This is a genomic window from Ruegeria sp. AH7 (assembly GCF_056541325.1).
This window is the reverse complement of the sequence record NZ_JBQFYF010000007.1, coordinates 179878-195596: the sequence shown is the minus strand read 5'-3', so window position 1 is coordinate 195596 and position 15719 is coordinate 179878. Positions and strand designations below refer to the sequence as shown.

At 58.0% G+C, this 15719-nt stretch carries 21 protein-coding genes; 16 read left to right on the top strand and 5 right to left on the bottom strand.

The window, feature by feature from the left end; genetic code table 11:
* Window positions 1-47 precede the first annotated feature (47 nt).
* On the bottom strand, window positions 48-962 hold the full coding sequence (locus ACR0JX_RS16925) for a DMT family transporter (RefSeq protein WP_480544955.1): 915 nt from the start codon (window positions 960-962) through the stop codon (window positions 48-50).
* Entirely contained in the window at window positions 955-1836 is an 882-nt protein-coding gene (locus ACR0JX_RS16920; protein WP_480544953.1) for a LysR family transcriptional regulator, read from the bottom strand. Before ACR0JX_RS16920 ends, ACR0JX_RS16925 begins: the two co-directional genes overlap by 8 nt.
* A gap of 117 nt (window positions 1837-1953) precedes the next feature.
* Here ACR0JX_RS16920 and ACR0JX_RS16915 point away from each other — a divergent pair, with 117 nt between their 5' ends.
* Both ACR0JX_RS16915 and ACR0JX_RS16910 read left to right on the top strand, forming a co-directional pair.
* Entirely contained in the window at window positions 1954-2535 is a 582-nt protein-coding gene (locus ACR0JX_RS16915) for an FMN-dependent NADH-azoreductase (protein WP_480544952.1), read from the top strand.
* Window positions 2536-2604: 69 nt separating this feature from the next.
* Window positions 2605-3348, top strand: a complete 744-nt coding sequence (locus ACR0JX_RS16910) for an aspartate/glutamate racemase family protein (protein WP_480544950.1) — start codon at window positions 2605-2607, stop codon at window positions 3346-3348.
* Here ACR0JX_RS16910 and ACR0JX_RS16905 read toward each other — a convergent pair.
* Window positions 3345-3875 carry a prolyl-tRNA synthetase associated domain-containing protein gene (locus ACR0JX_RS16905; protein WP_480544949.1) on the bottom strand — a complete coding sequence of 177 codons (531 nt, stop codon included), beginning with the start codon at window positions 3873-3875 and terminating at the stop codon, window positions 3345-3347. The two genes, ACR0JX_RS16910 and ACR0JX_RS16905, sit on opposite strands and share 4 nt — an antisense overlap.
* Window positions 3876-3964: 89 nt before the next feature.
* Between ACR0JX_RS16905 and ACR0JX_RS16900 the strand changes: the two genes are divergently transcribed.
* The 11 genes from ACR0JX_RS16900 (at window position 3965) to trmD (ending at window position 11502) form a co-directional block, all read left to right on the top strand.
* On the top strand, window positions 3965-4483 hold the full coding sequence (locus ACR0JX_RS16900) for a hypothetical protein (protein ID WP_480544948.1): 519 nt from the start codon (window positions 3965-3967) through the stop codon (window positions 4481-4483).
* Window positions 4484-4690: 207 nt separating this feature from the next.
* Window positions 4691-6193: a signal recognition particle protein gene (gene ffh, locus ACR0JX_RS16895; protein WP_480544947.1), complete on the top strand. Its 1503-nt coding sequence runs from the start codon at window positions 4691-4693 to the stop codon at window positions 6191-6193.
* A gap of 1 nt (window position 6194) precedes the next feature.
* Window positions 6195-6731 carry a GNAT family N-acetyltransferase gene (locus tag ACR0JX_RS16890; RefSeq protein ID WP_480544946.1) on the top strand — a complete coding sequence of 179 codons (537 nt, stop codon included), beginning with the start codon at window positions 6195-6197 and terminating at the stop codon, window positions 6729-6731.
* Window positions 6728-7318 carry a GNAT family N-acetyltransferase gene (locus ACR0JX_RS16885; RefSeq protein ID WP_480544945.1) on the top strand — a complete coding sequence of 197 codons (591 nt, stop codon included), beginning with the start codon at window positions 6728-6730 and terminating at the stop codon, window positions 7316-7318. The genes ACR0JX_RS16890 and ACR0JX_RS16885 overlap by 4 nt, the downstream gene beginning before the upstream one ends.
* Window positions 7315-7854 (top strand): GNAT family N-acetyltransferase, encoded by a 540-nt coding sequence (locus ACR0JX_RS16880; RefSeq protein ID WP_480544944.1) that lies wholly within the window; start codon window positions 7315-7317, stop codon window positions 7852-7854. The genes ACR0JX_RS16885 and ACR0JX_RS16880 overlap by 4 nt, the downstream gene beginning before the upstream one ends.
* Entirely contained in the window at window positions 7851-8147 is a 297-nt protein-coding gene (locus ACR0JX_RS16875; protein ID WP_074737903.1) for a chorismate mutase, read from the top strand. The genes ACR0JX_RS16880 and ACR0JX_RS16875 overlap by 4 nt, the downstream gene beginning before the upstream one ends.
* A 41-nt stretch (window positions 8148-8188) precedes the next feature.
* The gene (gene rpsP, locus ACR0JX_RS16870; RefSeq protein WP_480544943.1) at window positions 8189-8584 is read left to right on the top strand and encodes a 30S ribosomal protein S16; all 396 of its coding nucleotides are present in this window, start codon (window positions 8189-8191) and stop codon (window positions 8582-8584) included.
* Window positions 8585-8596: 12 nt separating this feature from the next.
* On the top strand, window positions 8597-9232 hold the full coding sequence (gene bluB / locus ACR0JX_RS16865; RefSeq protein WP_480544942.1) for a 5,6-dimethylbenzimidazole synthase: 636 nt from the start codon (window positions 8597-8599) through the stop codon (window positions 9230-9232).
* Window positions 9233-9377: 145 nt separating this feature from the next.
* A complete protein-coding gene (gene rimM, locus ACR0JX_RS16860; protein ID WP_480544941.1) occupies window positions 9378-9881 on the top strand; it encodes a ribosome maturation factor RimM in 504 nt (167 codons plus the stop codon).
* Window positions 9881-10696, top strand: a complete 816-nt coding sequence (locus ACR0JX_RS16855) for a hypothetical protein (RefSeq protein ID WP_480544940.1) — start codon at window positions 9881-9883, stop codon at window positions 10694-10696. The genes rimM and ACR0JX_RS16855 overlap by 1 nt, the downstream gene beginning before the upstream one ends.
* A complete protein-coding gene (gene trmD, locus ACR0JX_RS16850) occupies window positions 10693-11502 on the top strand; it encodes a tRNA (guanosine(37)-N1)-methyltransferase TrmD (protein ID WP_480544939.1) in 810 nt (269 codons plus the stop codon). The genes ACR0JX_RS16855 and trmD overlap by 4 nt, the downstream gene beginning before the upstream one ends.
* A gap of 57 nt (window positions 11503-11559) precedes the next feature.
* Here trmD and ACR0JX_RS16845 read toward each other — a convergent pair whose 3' ends face one another.
* Complete coding sequence (locus ACR0JX_RS16845; RefSeq protein ID WP_480544938.1) at window positions 11560-12363, bottom strand: glycoside hydrolase family 25 protein; 804 nt, start codon at window positions 12361-12363, stop codon at window positions 11560-11562.
* Between the two features lie 373 nt (window positions 12364-12736).
* Here ACR0JX_RS16845 and rplS point away from each other — a divergent pair, with 373 nt between their 5' ends.
* Window positions 12737-13120: a 50S ribosomal protein L19 gene (gene rplS / locus ACR0JX_RS16840; RefSeq protein ID WP_170531453.1), complete on the top strand. Its 384-nt coding sequence runs from the start codon at window positions 12737-12739 to the stop codon at window positions 13118-13120.
* Between the two features lie 11 nt (window positions 13121-13131).
* Window positions 13132-13353 carry a 50S ribosomal protein L31 gene (gene rpmE, locus ACR0JX_RS16835; protein ID WP_010437577.1) on the top strand — a complete coding sequence of 74 codons (222 nt, stop codon included), beginning with the start codon at window positions 13132-13134 and terminating at the stop codon, window positions 13351-13353.
* 446 nt (window positions 13354-13799) lie between these two features.
* On the opposite strand, the gene ACR0JX_RS16830 is transcribed toward rpmE, so the two are convergent.
* On the bottom strand, window positions 13800-14687 hold the full coding sequence (locus ACR0JX_RS16830; protein WP_480544937.1) for an AEC family transporter: 888 nt from the start codon (window positions 14685-14687) through the stop codon (window positions 13800-13802).
* A 218-nt stretch (window positions 14688-14905) separates the two neighbouring features.
* Between ACR0JX_RS16830 and ACR0JX_RS16825 the strand changes: the two genes are divergently transcribed.
* Window positions 14906-15715: a division plane positioning ATPase MipZ gene (locus tag ACR0JX_RS16825; RefSeq protein ID WP_480544936.1), complete on the top strand. Its 810-nt coding sequence runs from the start codon at window positions 14906-14908 to the stop codon at window positions 15713-15715.
* Window positions 15716-15719: the final 4 nt, after the last annotated feature.

Genomic DNA, 15719 nt, shown 5'->3' with positions numbered 1-15719 from the left:
TATCTTCACCGATTGCATGGTGCCAGACGCAGACGCGAACACAAGCCTCAATCCGCAGTGTATAAATCAGCGCTTGCGCTGGGATTTTCTTCCTTCAACAGCAAGAGTAAGGCCAAGACGGTCAGCGCGATACCGATGATAATCAACCCTGTTGGGGCGCCGTTGCCCAGGGCGATCTCCCACAGAATGACCCAACTGGGCACCAGATAGGTATAGGCCATAACCTTTGCCGAAGGCAGCCTGAGCGCCGCGAACTGTACCAGCACAAAGCTGACCGCCGTGGCGAAGAAGGAGACATATAATAGACCGATCCAAAAAATGGTCGGCAAACGCGACCAATCGGTGCTAGCCAAATCTGACCAGCCAAACGCCACCAATAGGGCGCATCCCGCGACCAAAGTGCCAAAGGCAAACACGACCGCAGGTTCGCCTCGGTTCAGCTTGCGGACCATCGGCGTGTAGATCGCATGGGCGACACAGCCAACAAAATAGATGACTTCACCTTGGCCAATCTGAAAGGCGCGAAAAAGCTGCCAATCGGCGCGAAAGATCACCCATAGCGCCCCGGTGGCCCCCACAGAAAGCGCAAGCGCCATCCTTGGGGTTGTGACCTGACGCAACAAGACCCATCCGGCAATGGCCGATAAGACAGGGGTGAGGGTAAACACAGCCGCTGCGCTGACCGGCGGGGCAGTCTGCAGGCCGTAGAACATCAGCACGAAATAGGTGGCAAACAAACCACCAAGAACCAAGTAGCGCCAGGGCGCTTGCAGCGCCGCACGCGACACACCGGTTGTAACGAAGGCGGCGATCCCGATCACAACCGCCGCAATTCCAAAGCGCACAGCATTCAGCGCAGCTGGCGCAATCTCATTCGCGATCATCGATCCCAGCGAAAAGCTGCCCGCCACCAGCGCCGAAAAGACCAGCATGGCCAGATGGCCACGGGTTTGCTCAGTCACAGATCCAATCCTTGGACTTCGCCTTCAGGAATTTAAGAAAAGCCTGGACCTTGGTGGTGCGGTGCAGATCGACATGGGTCACCAGCCACAGCTTTCCGGACCATTCCGGCAGACTGTTCATAACCTCTTCCAAATCGGGATATCGGGCCGCTTCCCAACGCGCCATAAACCCGATCCCGGCCCCGGCCCGGACCGCCTCGGCCACGGTGAAGTTGTTCGAGCATCGGAATGTCAGCGCCTCGGCTGGGGTATTGGCTCGCAACCACTGCGAAAAAGGCGCGCGGCTGTTTTCGTCATCATTGCCGACAAAAGCGTGCTGCGGAAATTCTTCAATACTCTCCGGCTTGCCCCGGCGGGCGATGTAGTCCTTGCTTGCATATAGCCCGACATCCTGCGTCACAAAAGGCTGCACCACATTGTCCGGCTGATCCGGCGCTGACCCGGCACGGATGGCAACATGCGCCTCGCCATACTCCAGCCGAAACAGGCGATCTCCGGTTAGATAGCGCACAATCAGGTCCGGGTGGGCTTGCTGGAACTCGCTGAGCGCAGGAGCCAATAAAGGTACGAGCGATGACAACGACGTCACCACCAACTCGCCCGAGACATCGTCACCCCGGCCCTTCATACGCCCCACCAACTGATTGAACTGATCCTCGGTCGCCTGCGCCACCCGCAGCAGGTCCTCGCCCGCTTCGGTCGGCGTGTATCCGCGGGCGTGACGCTGGAACAGCTTCACCCCCAACCGAGCCTCGATCGCATCGATATGACGAATGACAGTGGCATGGTGCACACCCAATACTTCGGCCGCGCCACTAACCGTCCCCATCCGGGCCACCTGGTAGGCCGTTCTCACTTCGTCCCAGTTATCCATAGCGCTTTCACTATTGTGCAATTTCTAACATTAGATGTTGGTATATTCGAGTTTTGTTCGAAAAAACAATATTCATATCATCGGTCATAAGATAACTCTCGACCAAAGGACATGAAAATGACCAAGACCATCCTGCACATTGACGCGTCGGCCCGCCGCAGCGGGTCTGCGACCCGAGATCTGTCTGACCGCATCGTCAAGCACTTGGGGGCAAGCCGGATTATCCGGCGTGATCTGGCATCGCCACTGCCGCTGTTAACTGAAGACTGGATCGCTGCCAACTTCACCCCCGCCGATCAGCGCGATGCAGTGCAACGGGATCAACTGGCCTTGTCGGATCAACTGGTCGAAGAGCTTCAGCAAGCTGATACAATTGTCATTGGTTTGCCAATCTACAACTTCTCGGTTCCCGCAGCATTCAAGGCTTGGGTCGACCTGGTGGCGCGGGCAGGCTTGACCTTTTCCTACAGTGAAAACGGTCCTAAAGGCCTGCTAGAGGGCAAGCGTGCTGTTCTAGCCATAGCCTCTGGCGGCACGGCAGTTGGGTCTGAGATCGATTTCGCAACCGGCTATGCGAAACATGTTTTGGGCTTTATTGGCATTCATGATGTCGATGTGGTTGCCGCTGACCAGTTGGCCATCGATCCGGACACTTCAGTTCAGAACGCGCACAAAGCAGTCTTGGAACTGGCGGCTTAATCGGTCTGGCCAATCTATTCAGAAATGTCCAATCTGCTGCTGATATTGGCTGCGGGTTGGACATAGACCATGAAGAAGATCGGAATACTTGGCGGCGTTGGCTGGGCTTCGACCGTCGACTATTATCGGGCCATTGCGGAAGGCTCTGGCCGACACTTCGCGGCACGTGGCCACGGGTCGCCGCTGCCTGTGCCACCGATGACAATCGAGTCGGTGACGCAAGCCAAAACCCGCGCCCTGCGCGGTGTCGCTGGCGATGAAAGCAGTTGGCAAGATTTTGATGCGGTATTCCGTAACGCTTTGATCACGCTCCAGCGCGCTGGGTGTGACTTTGGCATCATTGCATCGAACACCCCCCATGCACGACTTCATGCAATCCGCCAGGGTGTGACGATGCCGATCCTGAGCATTTTCGACGCGACCGCAGAGGCGACGAAAGCCACCGGTTGCAAGACAGCACTGGTGCTGGGGACAAGCGTCACAATGCAGGCTCGAAACTACGCAGATCGTCTGGCCCAAGAAAGTATTTCGGCAAATGACACTCTACCCGAGGCAGACATCGCCGAGATGCAAGCCATGATCGACCGTGATTTCTACGGCGGCACGTCAAGTACGGCACGCGCGCGGTTGGTGGCCTTCTGCAATCGGCATGCTGAACCTGGCACCGCAGTGCTGTTGGCCTGCACCGAGCTGCCATTGGCCTTTCCCGATCACCTGGACGATCCGGTGTTCGAGGCGGATGGACATTTGTTCGTGAACCCATCTGCCGCCCATGTCTCAGCCGCGCTTGCGCTGGCCCTGAAGGGGGCCTAGGGCAACCAGTTCACCTCGCATCCTGTCTTGTCGAAGAATGTCATCAGGGCGTCGCGCGGAATCGCAACGGTCCGGTCATTGACCAGGGGGTGCATATAGATGACATCCGCCTGCTGCGCGGCGCTGTCCATGAAAAACCGTACATCATTCTGAACGCCGTTGATCATCGCCAGGGGGCTTACGGCACCGGGGCGGATACCGAGGTTTTGCAACAGCCGATCCGCAGATCCAAAGGACAGGCTGCCAACCCCCAACTCGGCGCCCAGCGCTTTCAAATCGATCTCGCGGCTTTGCTCCAGCGTCACCAGATAGTTCCGCTTTTTCTTGTCGCGCAGATACAGGTTCTTGAGACGCAGCGCGTTTTCGCCAGGGATCACGAACTGATCTTCAACCGCCTTCGACTCCTCAACGGTGCGCAACGGGACATGAGTGTGTAGGCGGTAGGTCAACTCCCAAGCATCTAGCTGCGCCAACAGCGCATCCGAGCTGAGCGGCAATGTATCTTGAAGAGCGGAAGATGCGTCCATGGGAAACCTCCTGTCTGGCACGCTCATCGCGCAGCGTGCCGGCAAATACAAGCCACGACAGCCCTTATAATCGATGCTAGCGTGCCGCCATGAAAGTCACGCTCAATACGCCGGACCAGTTGATCCTAAGCCACAAACCCTGGTTTTTCGGCATCCTGTTTTCTTTGAACACGCTGATTTTTGCCGCATCTGGTCTGTTGCTGATCTGGGCCGGAGGCACCGCTTTATGGTACGGTCTGGCACTGATCATCGCCGGAGCTGCCTTTGGCGTCTGGAGTTTTTATCTTTTGGTTCGGCGCGTTCAGGTCATATTTGATCGCGCCAAAAGCACCATCGTTATTCGCCAGAAATCGATCTTGGGATATGAAGCCATCGAACACACGCTGTCCGAGCTATCGCATGCCGAAGTGGAAAGCGCAGCGCAAACGCCTTCTTGGGTGGCAAAACCGCGTTACAGACCCACTCTGGTTCTGGACAAGGGCATGAGCGCGGGACGTCATCCGATCATTCTGGCCTACTCACCGGGATCAGACGCGAAGCGCATCGTCGATGTCATCAACGACTGGCTATCAGTAGATACGGTTGACTCTGACAGCCAACCGACCTAAATCGCCCCCAAACATCCGGAAGCGTTTGACCTTCCGGTCCCTTGAGTCGTTCAGGGATCGCCCCCCACCAGCGAGTTTCGCCCGTGGGGGCAATGCCATTTGGCATTACCCCCACGTCTAATTCAGTGGGAGGGGGCGTTTGTGCATTTAACCGACGCATCCTATTTAGGACGCGCCACCAGATAACCGGCATAGGAGGCCGAAGGCATGTTTGAAAATCTATCCGAACGCCTTTCCGGCGTCTTTGACCGGCTGACCAAACAGGGTGCCCTGTCCGAAGAAGACGTCAAGACCGCCCTGCGCGAGGTTCGCGTTGCCCTGCTTGAGGCCGACGTCTCGCTGCCGGTGGCGCGTGAATTCGTCAAGAAGGTGCAGGAACAGGCCACCGGTCAAGCGGTTACGAAATCGATCACCCCCGGCCAACAGGTCGTCAAGATCGTACACGACGCGCTGGTCGATACCCTGCATGGTGAGGAAGACCCCGGCGCGCTGAAGATCGACAACCCGCCTGCCCCGATCCTGATGGTCGGTCTGCAGGGCTCGGGTAAGACCACGACCACCGGTAAGCTGGCGAAACGCCTGAAAGAGAAAGAGGGCAAGAAGGTCCTGATGGCCTCGCTGGACGTTTATCGCCCGGCGGCGATGGATCAGCTGGCCGTTCTGGGCACGCAGGTCGGCGTCGATACGCTGCCGATCGTGCCCGGCCAGAAACCGGTTGATATCGCCAAACGCGCCAAGCAGCAGGCAACGCTGGGCGGCTATGACGTCTATATGCTCGACACAGCCGGTCGTCTGCATATCGACGAAGTGCTGATGGACGAGGTCGAGCAGGTTCGCAATGCGGTTGATCCGCGCGAGACCCTGTTGGTCGTCGATGGTCTGACCGGCCAGGTCGCCGTTGAGGTGGCCGAAGAGTTCGACGCCAAGGTCGGCATTTCTGGCGTGGTCCTGACCCGGATGGACGGGGACGGACGTGGCGGTGCGGCACTGTCGATGCGCGCGGTCACCGGCAAGCCCATCCGCTTTGTCGGTCTGGGCGAAAAGATGGACGCGCTCGAAACCTTCGAGCCGGACCGGATCGCCGGTCGTATTCTGGGCATGGGCGACATCGTTGCCCTGGTCGAAAAAGCCCAGGAAACGATGGAGATGGAACAGACCGAGCGCATGATGAAGCGCATGGTCAAAGGTCAGTTCAACATGAACGACCTGAAAATGCAGCTGGAACAGATGATCCAGATGGGTGGCATGCAGGGCATGATGGGCATGATGCCGGGCATGGGCAAGATGGCCAAACAGGTCGAAGAGGCGGGCATGGATGACAAGGTGCTCAAGCGCCAGATCGCCATGATCCAGTCGATGACCAAACGCGAACGCGCCAATCCCCAACTGCTGCAAGCCAGCCGCAAGAAACGCATCGCCGCCGGTTCGGGGATGGAGGTCAGCGACCTCAACAAACTGCTCAAGATGCACCGGCAGATGTCGGACATGATGAAGAAAATGGGTAAGATGGGCAAAGGCAAGATGCTGAAACAGGCCATGAAAGGCATGTTTGGCAAAGGCGGCCCCTCACCCGAAGACATGGCCGCAGGCATGGACCCAAAAGCACTGGAACAGGCGGCCAAGGCGATGGGTGGCCGCGGCGGCCTGCCTGGACTGGGCGGCGGTATGGCCCTGCCACCGGGTCTCAGCGGTTTTGGGAAGAAAAAGTAACGTGACCCTTGCGCCCACCATATCTACCACGCGCCTGACACTGCGCCACCACCAGCTTGAGGATTTCGAGCCGATGGCGAAGCTGTTTGCGACCGATTGGGCGAAATACATGGATGGGCCGTACTCGGCGCAGGACCTGTGGTCTATGCTGGGCTCGGACGTGGCCAGTTGGCAGTTTCTTGGGTTTGGCGCGTGGGCGGTCGATCTGACAGAAACCGGCGAGTTCATTGGGCAGGTCGGGATCAACAAACCTCCGAAGTTCCCGGAAACTGAAATCGGCTGGTGCATTTTCCCCGGATTTGAAGGCAAGGGCTATGCATTCGAAGCGGCCTGCGCCGCGCGTGACTGGGCGTTTGGGAATACCGAACTGACGTCTTTGGTCAGCTATATCGATGCGCCTAACACCCGTTCAATCGCGTTGGCCAAGCGGCTTGGGGCAAGTGAAGACCCAAGCGCAGCGCGCCCGGACCCCGAGGATGTCGTCTATCGTCACCCTCACCCTGATGAGCGGCAAAGCGGATCGGAGGCCTACGCATGACCTTCCGGTTCGAAGCTGCGCCAAATGCTCAGGGGGCTGAACTGGCGGCTCGGGTGGCGGGTGCCATTCCAACGCTCGAAACCGAGCGTCTGGTTCTGCGCGCGCCGCAGTTGTCGGATTTCGACACCTACGCCCAGATCGTGGCCAGTCCGCGCGCGCGGTACCTAACTGTCATGTCGCGTGAAGACGCATGGTATGATTTCGCTCAGATGGTCGCCATCTGGTCGCTGCGCGGCCATGGCCTTTGGTCGGTTGTTGCGAAGGCAGACGGTCAACTGCTGGGGTTCGTGGTTCTGGGGTTCGAACCGGAAGACCCAGAGCCAGAGCTTGGTTTCATCTTCACCGAGGAAGGTGAGGGCCACGGCTATGCGTTTGAGGCTGCGAGCGCTGCGCGCGGTTTTGCGTTCGAGCAACTCGGCTGGGACACTTTGGCGAGCTTTATCGTCAAAGGGAATGAACGCTCTCAACGTCTGGCAGAACGGCTCGGCGCCTTTGTTGAACGCGAAATCGTTGAACAGGACGGCGTTACCTTGGTGTATCGCCACCTCGCCACCGATGTCGACGGCGGGATGGAGGCCTACGCATGACCTCATTCACTATTCCGACCGTTGAAACCGAGCGTCTGATCCTGCGTGCGCCGCATCTGGATGATCTGCCCGCGATGACCGCGTTTTTCGCAACTGAACGCAGCCATATGGTCGGCGGCCCCAAGGATGCGCGAGAAAGCTGGGGCTCTCTGGCCAACCGTCTGGGGCACTGGGCGCTCAAAGGCTTTGGCCTGTGGCATCTGACCCAGAAGACCAGCGGCGCATTTGTGGGCTGGGCCGGTATGATCGACGCCCCTGGATGGGCCGAGCCCGAACTGGGCTGGACGCTGATGGAGCACGCCGAGGGCAAGGGGCTGGGCTTTGAGGCGGCACAGGCTGCGCGCTCGCATGCCGCTCGGCATCAGGGGATGAACGGCGTGATCAGCTATATCGCCCATGCCAATGACCGCTCGCGCGCGCTGGCCGAACGGCTCGGTGCGACGCTGGAGATTGAAAACGCCGAGCTATTGGGCAAGCGCGCCCAGATCTGGCGGCACCCGCAGATTGACTTGACCACCGAAAGGACCGGCCAATGACCAACCCCGTGACACAGGCTGCCACGCTGTTGAAAGAGCATCGTGAAAGCATCGACCGGCTGGATGCGATCCTTGTCTATACGCTGGGCGAACGGTTCAAGCACACGCAGGCCGTTGGCAAGCTCAAGGCCGCACACGACCTTCCCCCGTCCGATCCGTCGCGCGAGGCAGCGCAGATCGCACGGTTAGAAGACCTGGCGAAAGAGGCCGATCTAGACCCCGATTTCGCCAAAGCTTTCCTGAATTTCATCATTCAGGAAGTCATCCGACACCATAAGAAACACCAGAACTAGCCGGGCCAGTCCCGGATACGCCATTCAAAGGAGATACCACCATGGCAATGAAAATTCGTCTCGCCCGCGGCGGCTCGAAAAAACGTCCCTTCTACCGCATCGTGGCTGCTGACAGCCGCATGCCTCGCGATGGCCGTTTCATCGAGAAACTGGGCACCTATAACCCGCTGCTGCCGAAAGACAGCGAAGAGCGTGTGAAAATGAACATGGAGCGCATCCAGTACTGGCTGGATCAGGGCGCACAGCCCACCGACCGTATCGCGCGTATGTTGGAAGCAGCCGGCGCACGCGACAAGGCCGAGCGCAACAACCCCAACAAGGGGACCCCGGGCAAGAAAGCTCAGGAACGCGCCGAAGAAAAAGCAGCAAAGGCTGCTGAGGCAACTGAAGCGGCTGAAGCTCCGGCTGAAGAAGAAGCTGCAGCGGCTGAAGAATAAGCAGGCGGGCGCGTGCGGGATCAGGCCTTCACCGACGACTTTCGCACGCAGTTCGATCTGTTGATGCGGCTCCGGCGCGATGTGCGTCGGTTCCGCACTGACGCAATTGACGAGGCAGTGCTGACGCGCTGCCTCGACGCGTTTCGGCTGGCCCCTTCGGTGGGGCTAAGCGAGCCCTGGCGCGTCATCCGCGTCGAAAGCCAAGTCGCACGTGATGCGGTGTTGAAGAATTTCCAAGCCGCAAACGCCGAGGCACTCAAAGGCTATTCGGGCGAAAAAGCGCAACTTTACAGCCAATTGAAACTGTCAGGTATGCAAGAGGCCCCGGTGCAACTGGCGGTGTTCTGCGATGACAGCACCGATAAGGGACATGGGCTCGGAGCAGAGTCCATGCCCGAGATGCGACGCTATTCTGTCGTCTCAGCGGTTACCCTGTTTTGGCTGACCCTGCGCAGCTATGGGCTTGGGTTAGGCTGGGTTTCCATTTTGGATCCCGACCGGCTGAGCCGGGACCTTAACGCGCCAGACTCATGGCGTCTGATTGGGTATTTCTGCATCGGCTGGCCGGAAGAGACGTCCGACACGCCAGAACTGGAACGAGCGGGTTGGGAATGCCGGGATGATACTCTTGCCATTGAGGTACGATAGCTGATGTTTGGATTGTTACGCCTTCCCATCCTGCTGGTGATCGCCTTTATTGTCGGTGTGTTCTTTGAACGCAGCAATCAACGCGAGGCCTGCGAGGGTCTGGGAGAGTGGAAAAGCGGCATATGCGTAACTTCGGGAGGTGCAAATGAGTGATCTGATCTGTGTCGGCACCATAGCGGGCTCTTACGGGGTGCGCGGCGAAGTGCGGCTAAAAAGCTATTGCGCTGAACCATCGGATATCGAGAGCTATTCTCCACTGACCGACGAAGCTGGCAAAGAACGCTATCCTTTGGTTCTGACCCGCACAATCAAGAACGGGTTCGCCGCACGATTGGGCGGAGTGGAAACTAAGGAAGAGGCAGACGATTTGAAGGGCCTGCGCCTGTTTGCGCGCCGCGATCAATTGCCATCTTTGCCCGATGACGAGTTTTACCACGCCGACCTGATCGGGCTTGAGGTTTTTGACACCGGCGGCACCCTGCTGGGACAGGTGAAATCCGTTCAGAACCATGGTGCAGCCGACCTATTGGAACTGCATGGGCCAGGGCTGAAATCAACTGTCCTGCTGCCCTTCACGCTTGAGGCGGTGCCGACAGTCGATTTGGACAAGGGCCGCATCGTTGCAGACCCGCCCGAAGGGCTGATCTGATGCGGCGCGTTTTGCTGCATCTTGGGCTGCACAAAACCGGCACCACTGCGGCGCAATCCTTTCTCTATGAAAATCGCGAGCTGATTTGGCCGCATTATTCACTGGTCTTGCCCTACAAAACGCGGAAATCGGGTCTGGCAAACGCAGCGACGCGCCATTCGGTCTATCGGCTGGACGACACGCTGGCCACATTCGGCAGCAAGATGAACATGTTTTTGGGGCAGATCGATTTCGGAACGCGCCGGGGTCTGATCCTCAGCGAGGAGAACTTTGGCGGCCTGCGGCCAAGCAGAAATCGCGCCGAAGGCTACGCCGCCATGCCCGAGCTTGCATCGACATTGGTGGGCACCATTCGCCGCCAACTGATCAGGGACGGGGTCGACATCACCATCTATCTGTCGCTGCGGGAACGCTCTGAATGGCTGCGCAGCCTTTGGGCTCATGATCTGCAGCGCCGACGCCTGGTTGAGGATTTCGATGCATTTTGCGCGGCGCTGGATCACCTTCCAGATTTGCCGACTGTCGCCGACAGAATCCAGGAAAGACTTCCCGAAGTGCATGTGCAGACAAGATGGCTGGAGCATTTGCAAGAAACCCGCTTTGGCCCTGGCACCCCCTTCGCAGAGTTTTTGGGGCTGCCGCAAGACAAAGCATCCAAGCTTGTACCGCCGTCAAAGTCCAACACCAGCCTGCCGCAGGATGCACTTATCGAATTGCTGGCACTCAATCGCTCCTCGTTGGAGGACACAGCGCTGGTTGCGCGGAAGAAAGCCCTTATCAAAAGCGCCCGGCACGCGCTGGCGGATCAGACATGACCGATAAACCAAGCAAATCCCACGGGCGCAAAGCCATCCGCCCAACCTTGAAACCACGAGAGTTGATGACGCCCACACCGGATTTGCATGGCGTGTGGAAGGCTAAGATCATAACCCTGTTCCCGGCCGCATTTCCCGGTGTCTTGGATGAAAGCCTGACAGGCAAAGCCCTACAGGACGGCTTATGGCAGCTGGAAACTGTGGATTTGCGACAGTTCGGTATCGGCAAGCATCGAAACGTGGATGACACACCCGCAGGTGGGGGCGCGGGTATGGTCCTGCGTGCAGATGTGTTGGGCGACGCCATCGAGCACTCGATGGCGAGTATTCAAGGCAACTGGCCGCTGATTTACCTTAGCCCGCGTGGCCGCCGGATGGACCAGAAGATGATGCAACACCTGGCGCGTTGCGAGGGCATGACTCTGCTATGTGGCCGGTTCGAAGGTGTCGATGAACGCGTGCTCGAGCATTATGGTGTACAAGAGGTCTCGCTCGGCGATTTCGTGATGACCGGGGGAGAAATTGCGGCACAGGCCTTGATCGACGCCACGGTCCGATTGATCCCCGGCGTTCTGGGCAATCAGGCCTCGACCGAAGAAGAGAGCTTTTCTTCGGGTCTGCTGGAGCACCCGCAATATACACGCCCCGCCGAATGGAAGGGCCGCCCAATACCAGAGATTCTGATGTCCGGCCACCACGGACGCATCGCCGAATGGCGTCGTCAGATGGCAGAACAGATTACGCGTGAACGACGCCCGGATGTCTGGGAGGAGTACAATGCTCAATTGGATGAGGACTCCAACTAAACCGACGATGTTCGCACAGATTTCGGCTTCAGAAGCCGCGATCCGCTGAGCGAGATTTCAAGGCACCCCGGCCTTCCATTGCGACCACACCTCGGGTGAGCTGTGAAAGACGTTGATATCCACCTTGCCCTGAACGCCCGGCACCAACCCGGTGCCGGTGTATTGCCAGAACCGCCAAACCGCTCGCGGATAAACCTTGCTCGGGTGCCCAGCGACTGACCTTAGCCAGAAATCGGTCTTGGGCAGGCGTCCGATCTGAGTGTCTTCGTAAAAATCCACGGTGGTATAGACGATGGGCCTGCGGCCATAGTGGCGTTCAAGGATGTCCAGGAAGCGCTGCGCCTCGGCCCGGACGGTGCGGCCATCGGGGCGTAAGGTGCAAGTTCTTGAATGTGGCGTCCATTCCATATCCAGCACGTGCGGCAGGTCTGCGCCCTTGGGCACATTCTGTATGAACCAACGCGCCTGTTCCCGCGCAGATCGGCAGAAATAATAGTAGTGATAGGCCCCCCACGGCACACCTGCTGCCTGCGCGCCCCGGCGATGATCCTGAAACAGCGGGTCTGCTACGTCACCGCCTTCGGTCGCCTTAAGGAAGGCAAAGCTGATCCCTGAGGCTTTGGCCTGGCGCCAATCAATCGGCCCCTGCCAGCGGGACACATCCAACCCATGCACAGGATAAAGCCCGGGATGCCGCCCCTCCCAATCATGCGGGTCGGCGTCACCGAAGTCCGGATAGATCACCGAAGGGGCCGTTCGATCCACGCCTAGAACCTGCTCGACAACCTGTGGCGGCGGCCCCTGTCGCCCGCATGAGATCACGGTAAGGCCCACAAGTGCCAGCAAAACGGAAAACCGCATGACATTGTCCTGTTTCTGAAATATCTGCTCGTTGAATTGAACCCAGAATGCCTGAACCGCCCGTCAAGGCAATGGCGCAGTTGCCGAGCGGCGAAATCTCACCGGCAACGCCTGCAATTTAGGCTTGATCCCTGCCCGCAAACCCCCTAAAGCAGCGCAATCCGGTGCCGCGAGACGCGGCTCCGGTGTTTTGGTTTGTTTTCTGACGTAACGCCCGGCTTTCTTCGGCCACGGCGCGACAGGAACGGGCCAGGCAAAAGGAACATTCGATCTGACCTCTGGCGGGCTGTTCGCAGGACCCGGTGAAGACCAAGAGCTCTCAGCCCGTGCTCAAACTTCGTGGACCAACCACGAGCAGATAGGAGTAAATGCGATGGACCTGATCGCACAGCTAGAGGCGGAACAGATTGCCGCCCTGGGGAAAGACATCCCCGATTTCAAAGCCGGAGACACCATTCGTGTCGGCTATAAGGTGACCGAAGGGTCGCGCACCCGTGTGCAGAACTACGAAGGCGTCTGCATCGCGCGCAAGGGCGGCGAAGGTATCGCCGGTTCGTTCACCGTTCGCAAAATTTCGTTTGGCGAAGGCGTGGAGCGTGTGTTCCCCCTGCATTCGACCAACATCGACAGCATCACCGTTGTCCGCCGCGGCCGCGTCCGTCGCGCCAAACTGTACTACCTGCGCACCCGTCGCGGTAAATCCGCACGTATCGCAGAAGTCACCAACTACAAGCCCAAGGCTGGCGCCGAGGCGTAAGGAGCGGAAAGATGAAAAAAGACATCCATCCCGATTATCACGTCATCGACGTCAAAATGACCGATGGCACCGTTGTTCAGATGAAATCCACCTGGGGTGCCGAAGGCGACCAGCTGGCTCTGGAAATCGATCCCTCCGTACACCCGGCATGGACCGGTGGTTCGTCGCGCCTGTTGGACGCTGGCGGCCGCGTGTCGAAATTCAAAAAGAAATACGAAGGTCTGGGCTTCTAAGTCTGACCCGGTTCGAATGCGAGAGGCCGTTCCTTGGGGCGGCCTTTTTCTTTGGGCCGTCCGCTGCGTGCTTGAATTAAGAAATCGTAATCTTTTGCTCATAAGGAAGGCAGATCGCATGAACATCTAAAGGGTACCAAAGCGTTACCCAGGAGGTTGCAATGCTATCGCCAACCAAATTGCTCGCCGTTACAGCAACTGCAGCTCTACTGTCCCACGCTGCTGTTGCAGGTCCAATGGATCACGACACCGACGTTTCTCCACAGGAGGAAAACTTAGTGGAAGGTATGCCCCTTTGGGGCCCGTTCACACCAGATTTCCCACTGTCCTTGCTGATCGAGAACTGGAACAGCAGGCAGCCCGCGCCACCGACAATGGTCTAGAAACAAAGTTGTTTTCAGTTTTGCGGACAGAATTCACAGCACAAGATCAATCGCTTCATAGGCTCATACCCAAATGGAAAGTGCTACCGGCAGCACAAGGATGGTCGTGAGTGTCGACACGAGAATGAACCCGGCTACATCGGGCCCATATTCCGGGACCTGCTGGTCAATGAACAGATAAGTCGCAACCGAAGATGGCATCAGGCAGCAAAGGATCAGCGCGCCCCGTTCTGTACCTGTGAAGCCAAAGAACCAGATCAGCGCGCTGGCGACCCCCACGGCCATGAGAAGATGCAGCCCGGTCAACAATACAGCGCGCCCAAGGCTAGATATCTTCAACGTAGCAAGCGTGTGGCCCAGCGTCAGGAGCATCAATGGGATAGACAACCCACCCAAGATATCGAACGACTTGGCAATAGGCTGCGGCAAGCTTGTGCCTGTACTCATCAGGATCAGCGATGCCGCCACCGCATAGATGATCGGTGAAGTCGCTAACTTTTTGGGTGAGAATTCTCCGGCGGGGATCCACATGCCCACCGTGAAGATACTGATCAACACCACAACAACAAACGCCATCGTATAAGCCATACCCGCATCCCCCAACGCCAGTAGCGTGATCGGCAGGCCGATATTGCCTACATTGCCATGCATCAATGGCGTCAAAAAAGCGCGCACCGGCAGGCGCAGCATCTTAAGTGCGGCAAATCCCAAAACGCCAAATCCCACCACGGCCAAAGCCGCAGCACTCATCATGTCCAGAAACGTACTCACATCCAGATTGGTGGCCGCCAGGTGAGATATGATCAGTGTTGGATAGCCGACTTTCGAGACAATCCCCCCAATCACCTTGTTGTCGAACGGCGTTTTGGTCAGCGCCAGCCCATACCCGATGCTTGCGCAAATCAGCACCGGCAAAACCACGTTGAAAACGTTCAGAAACAGATGCTCCAAACCCAAAACTCCGTGCCCGGCCTTTGATTGGACAGTGAATCAGCCGCACCAGTTTAGCAAGCACCCCGCGTTAACCCGCGAAGGGTGTTGAGTTTTCCAAAATTGTATCAGATATCGCCACAAACCACGGTCAGAGGTTCTTTTCATCCCTTCAGACACAACATATAGTGGGTTCTAACAACGTGTAGACAAGCACGGCGGGACTTGGGAATACAAGCATGGCACATATCATTGTAGTCGGGAATGAAAAGGGCGGCGCCGGGAAATCGACCGTCTCGATGCATGTAGCAACGGCACTGGCCCGTCTGGGCAACAAGGTCAGCACCTTGGATCTGGACCTGCGCCAGCGCAGCCTTGGTCGCTATTTTGAGAACCGCAGCAATTTTCTGAAAAGCGGCGATCTAACACTACCCAGCCCGTTGCACCACGACCTGCCTGAGATCGACGCGAGCACGCTGAAACCCGGGGAGAACATCTATGATCACCGCCTGTCCGCCGCTGTAGCCGAACTGGAAAGCGACAGTGACTTCATTTTGATCGACTGTCCGGGATCGCACACAAGGCTCAGCCAGGTGGCACATTCGCTGGCAGATACGTTAATCACGCCGCTGAACGACAGCTTTATCGATTTTGACCTGCTGGCGCGCATCGATTCAAAGGGTGAAAAGATTCTTGGACCCTCGGTCTATTCCGAAATGGTCTGGAACGCGCGTCAGCTGCGGGCGCAGGCCGGGCTGAAACCCATCGACTGGGTGGTCGTACGCAACAGGGTTGGGACCCAGCGCATGGTCAACAAGGAAAAGATGCAACGCGCGATTGAGATGCTGTCGCAGCGCATCGGCTTCCGCGTTGCCTCTGGCTTCTCGGAACGTGTGATTTTCCGCGAGTTGTTTCCCCGCGGGCTGACCTTGCTGGACCTTAAGGACATCGGGGTTAAACAGCTGAACATCTCAAACATCGCCGCCCGGCAAGAGCTGCGCGACATGATGCGTGAGCTGAACCTGCCGGGCGTGGAAATCGATTTCTGATCGC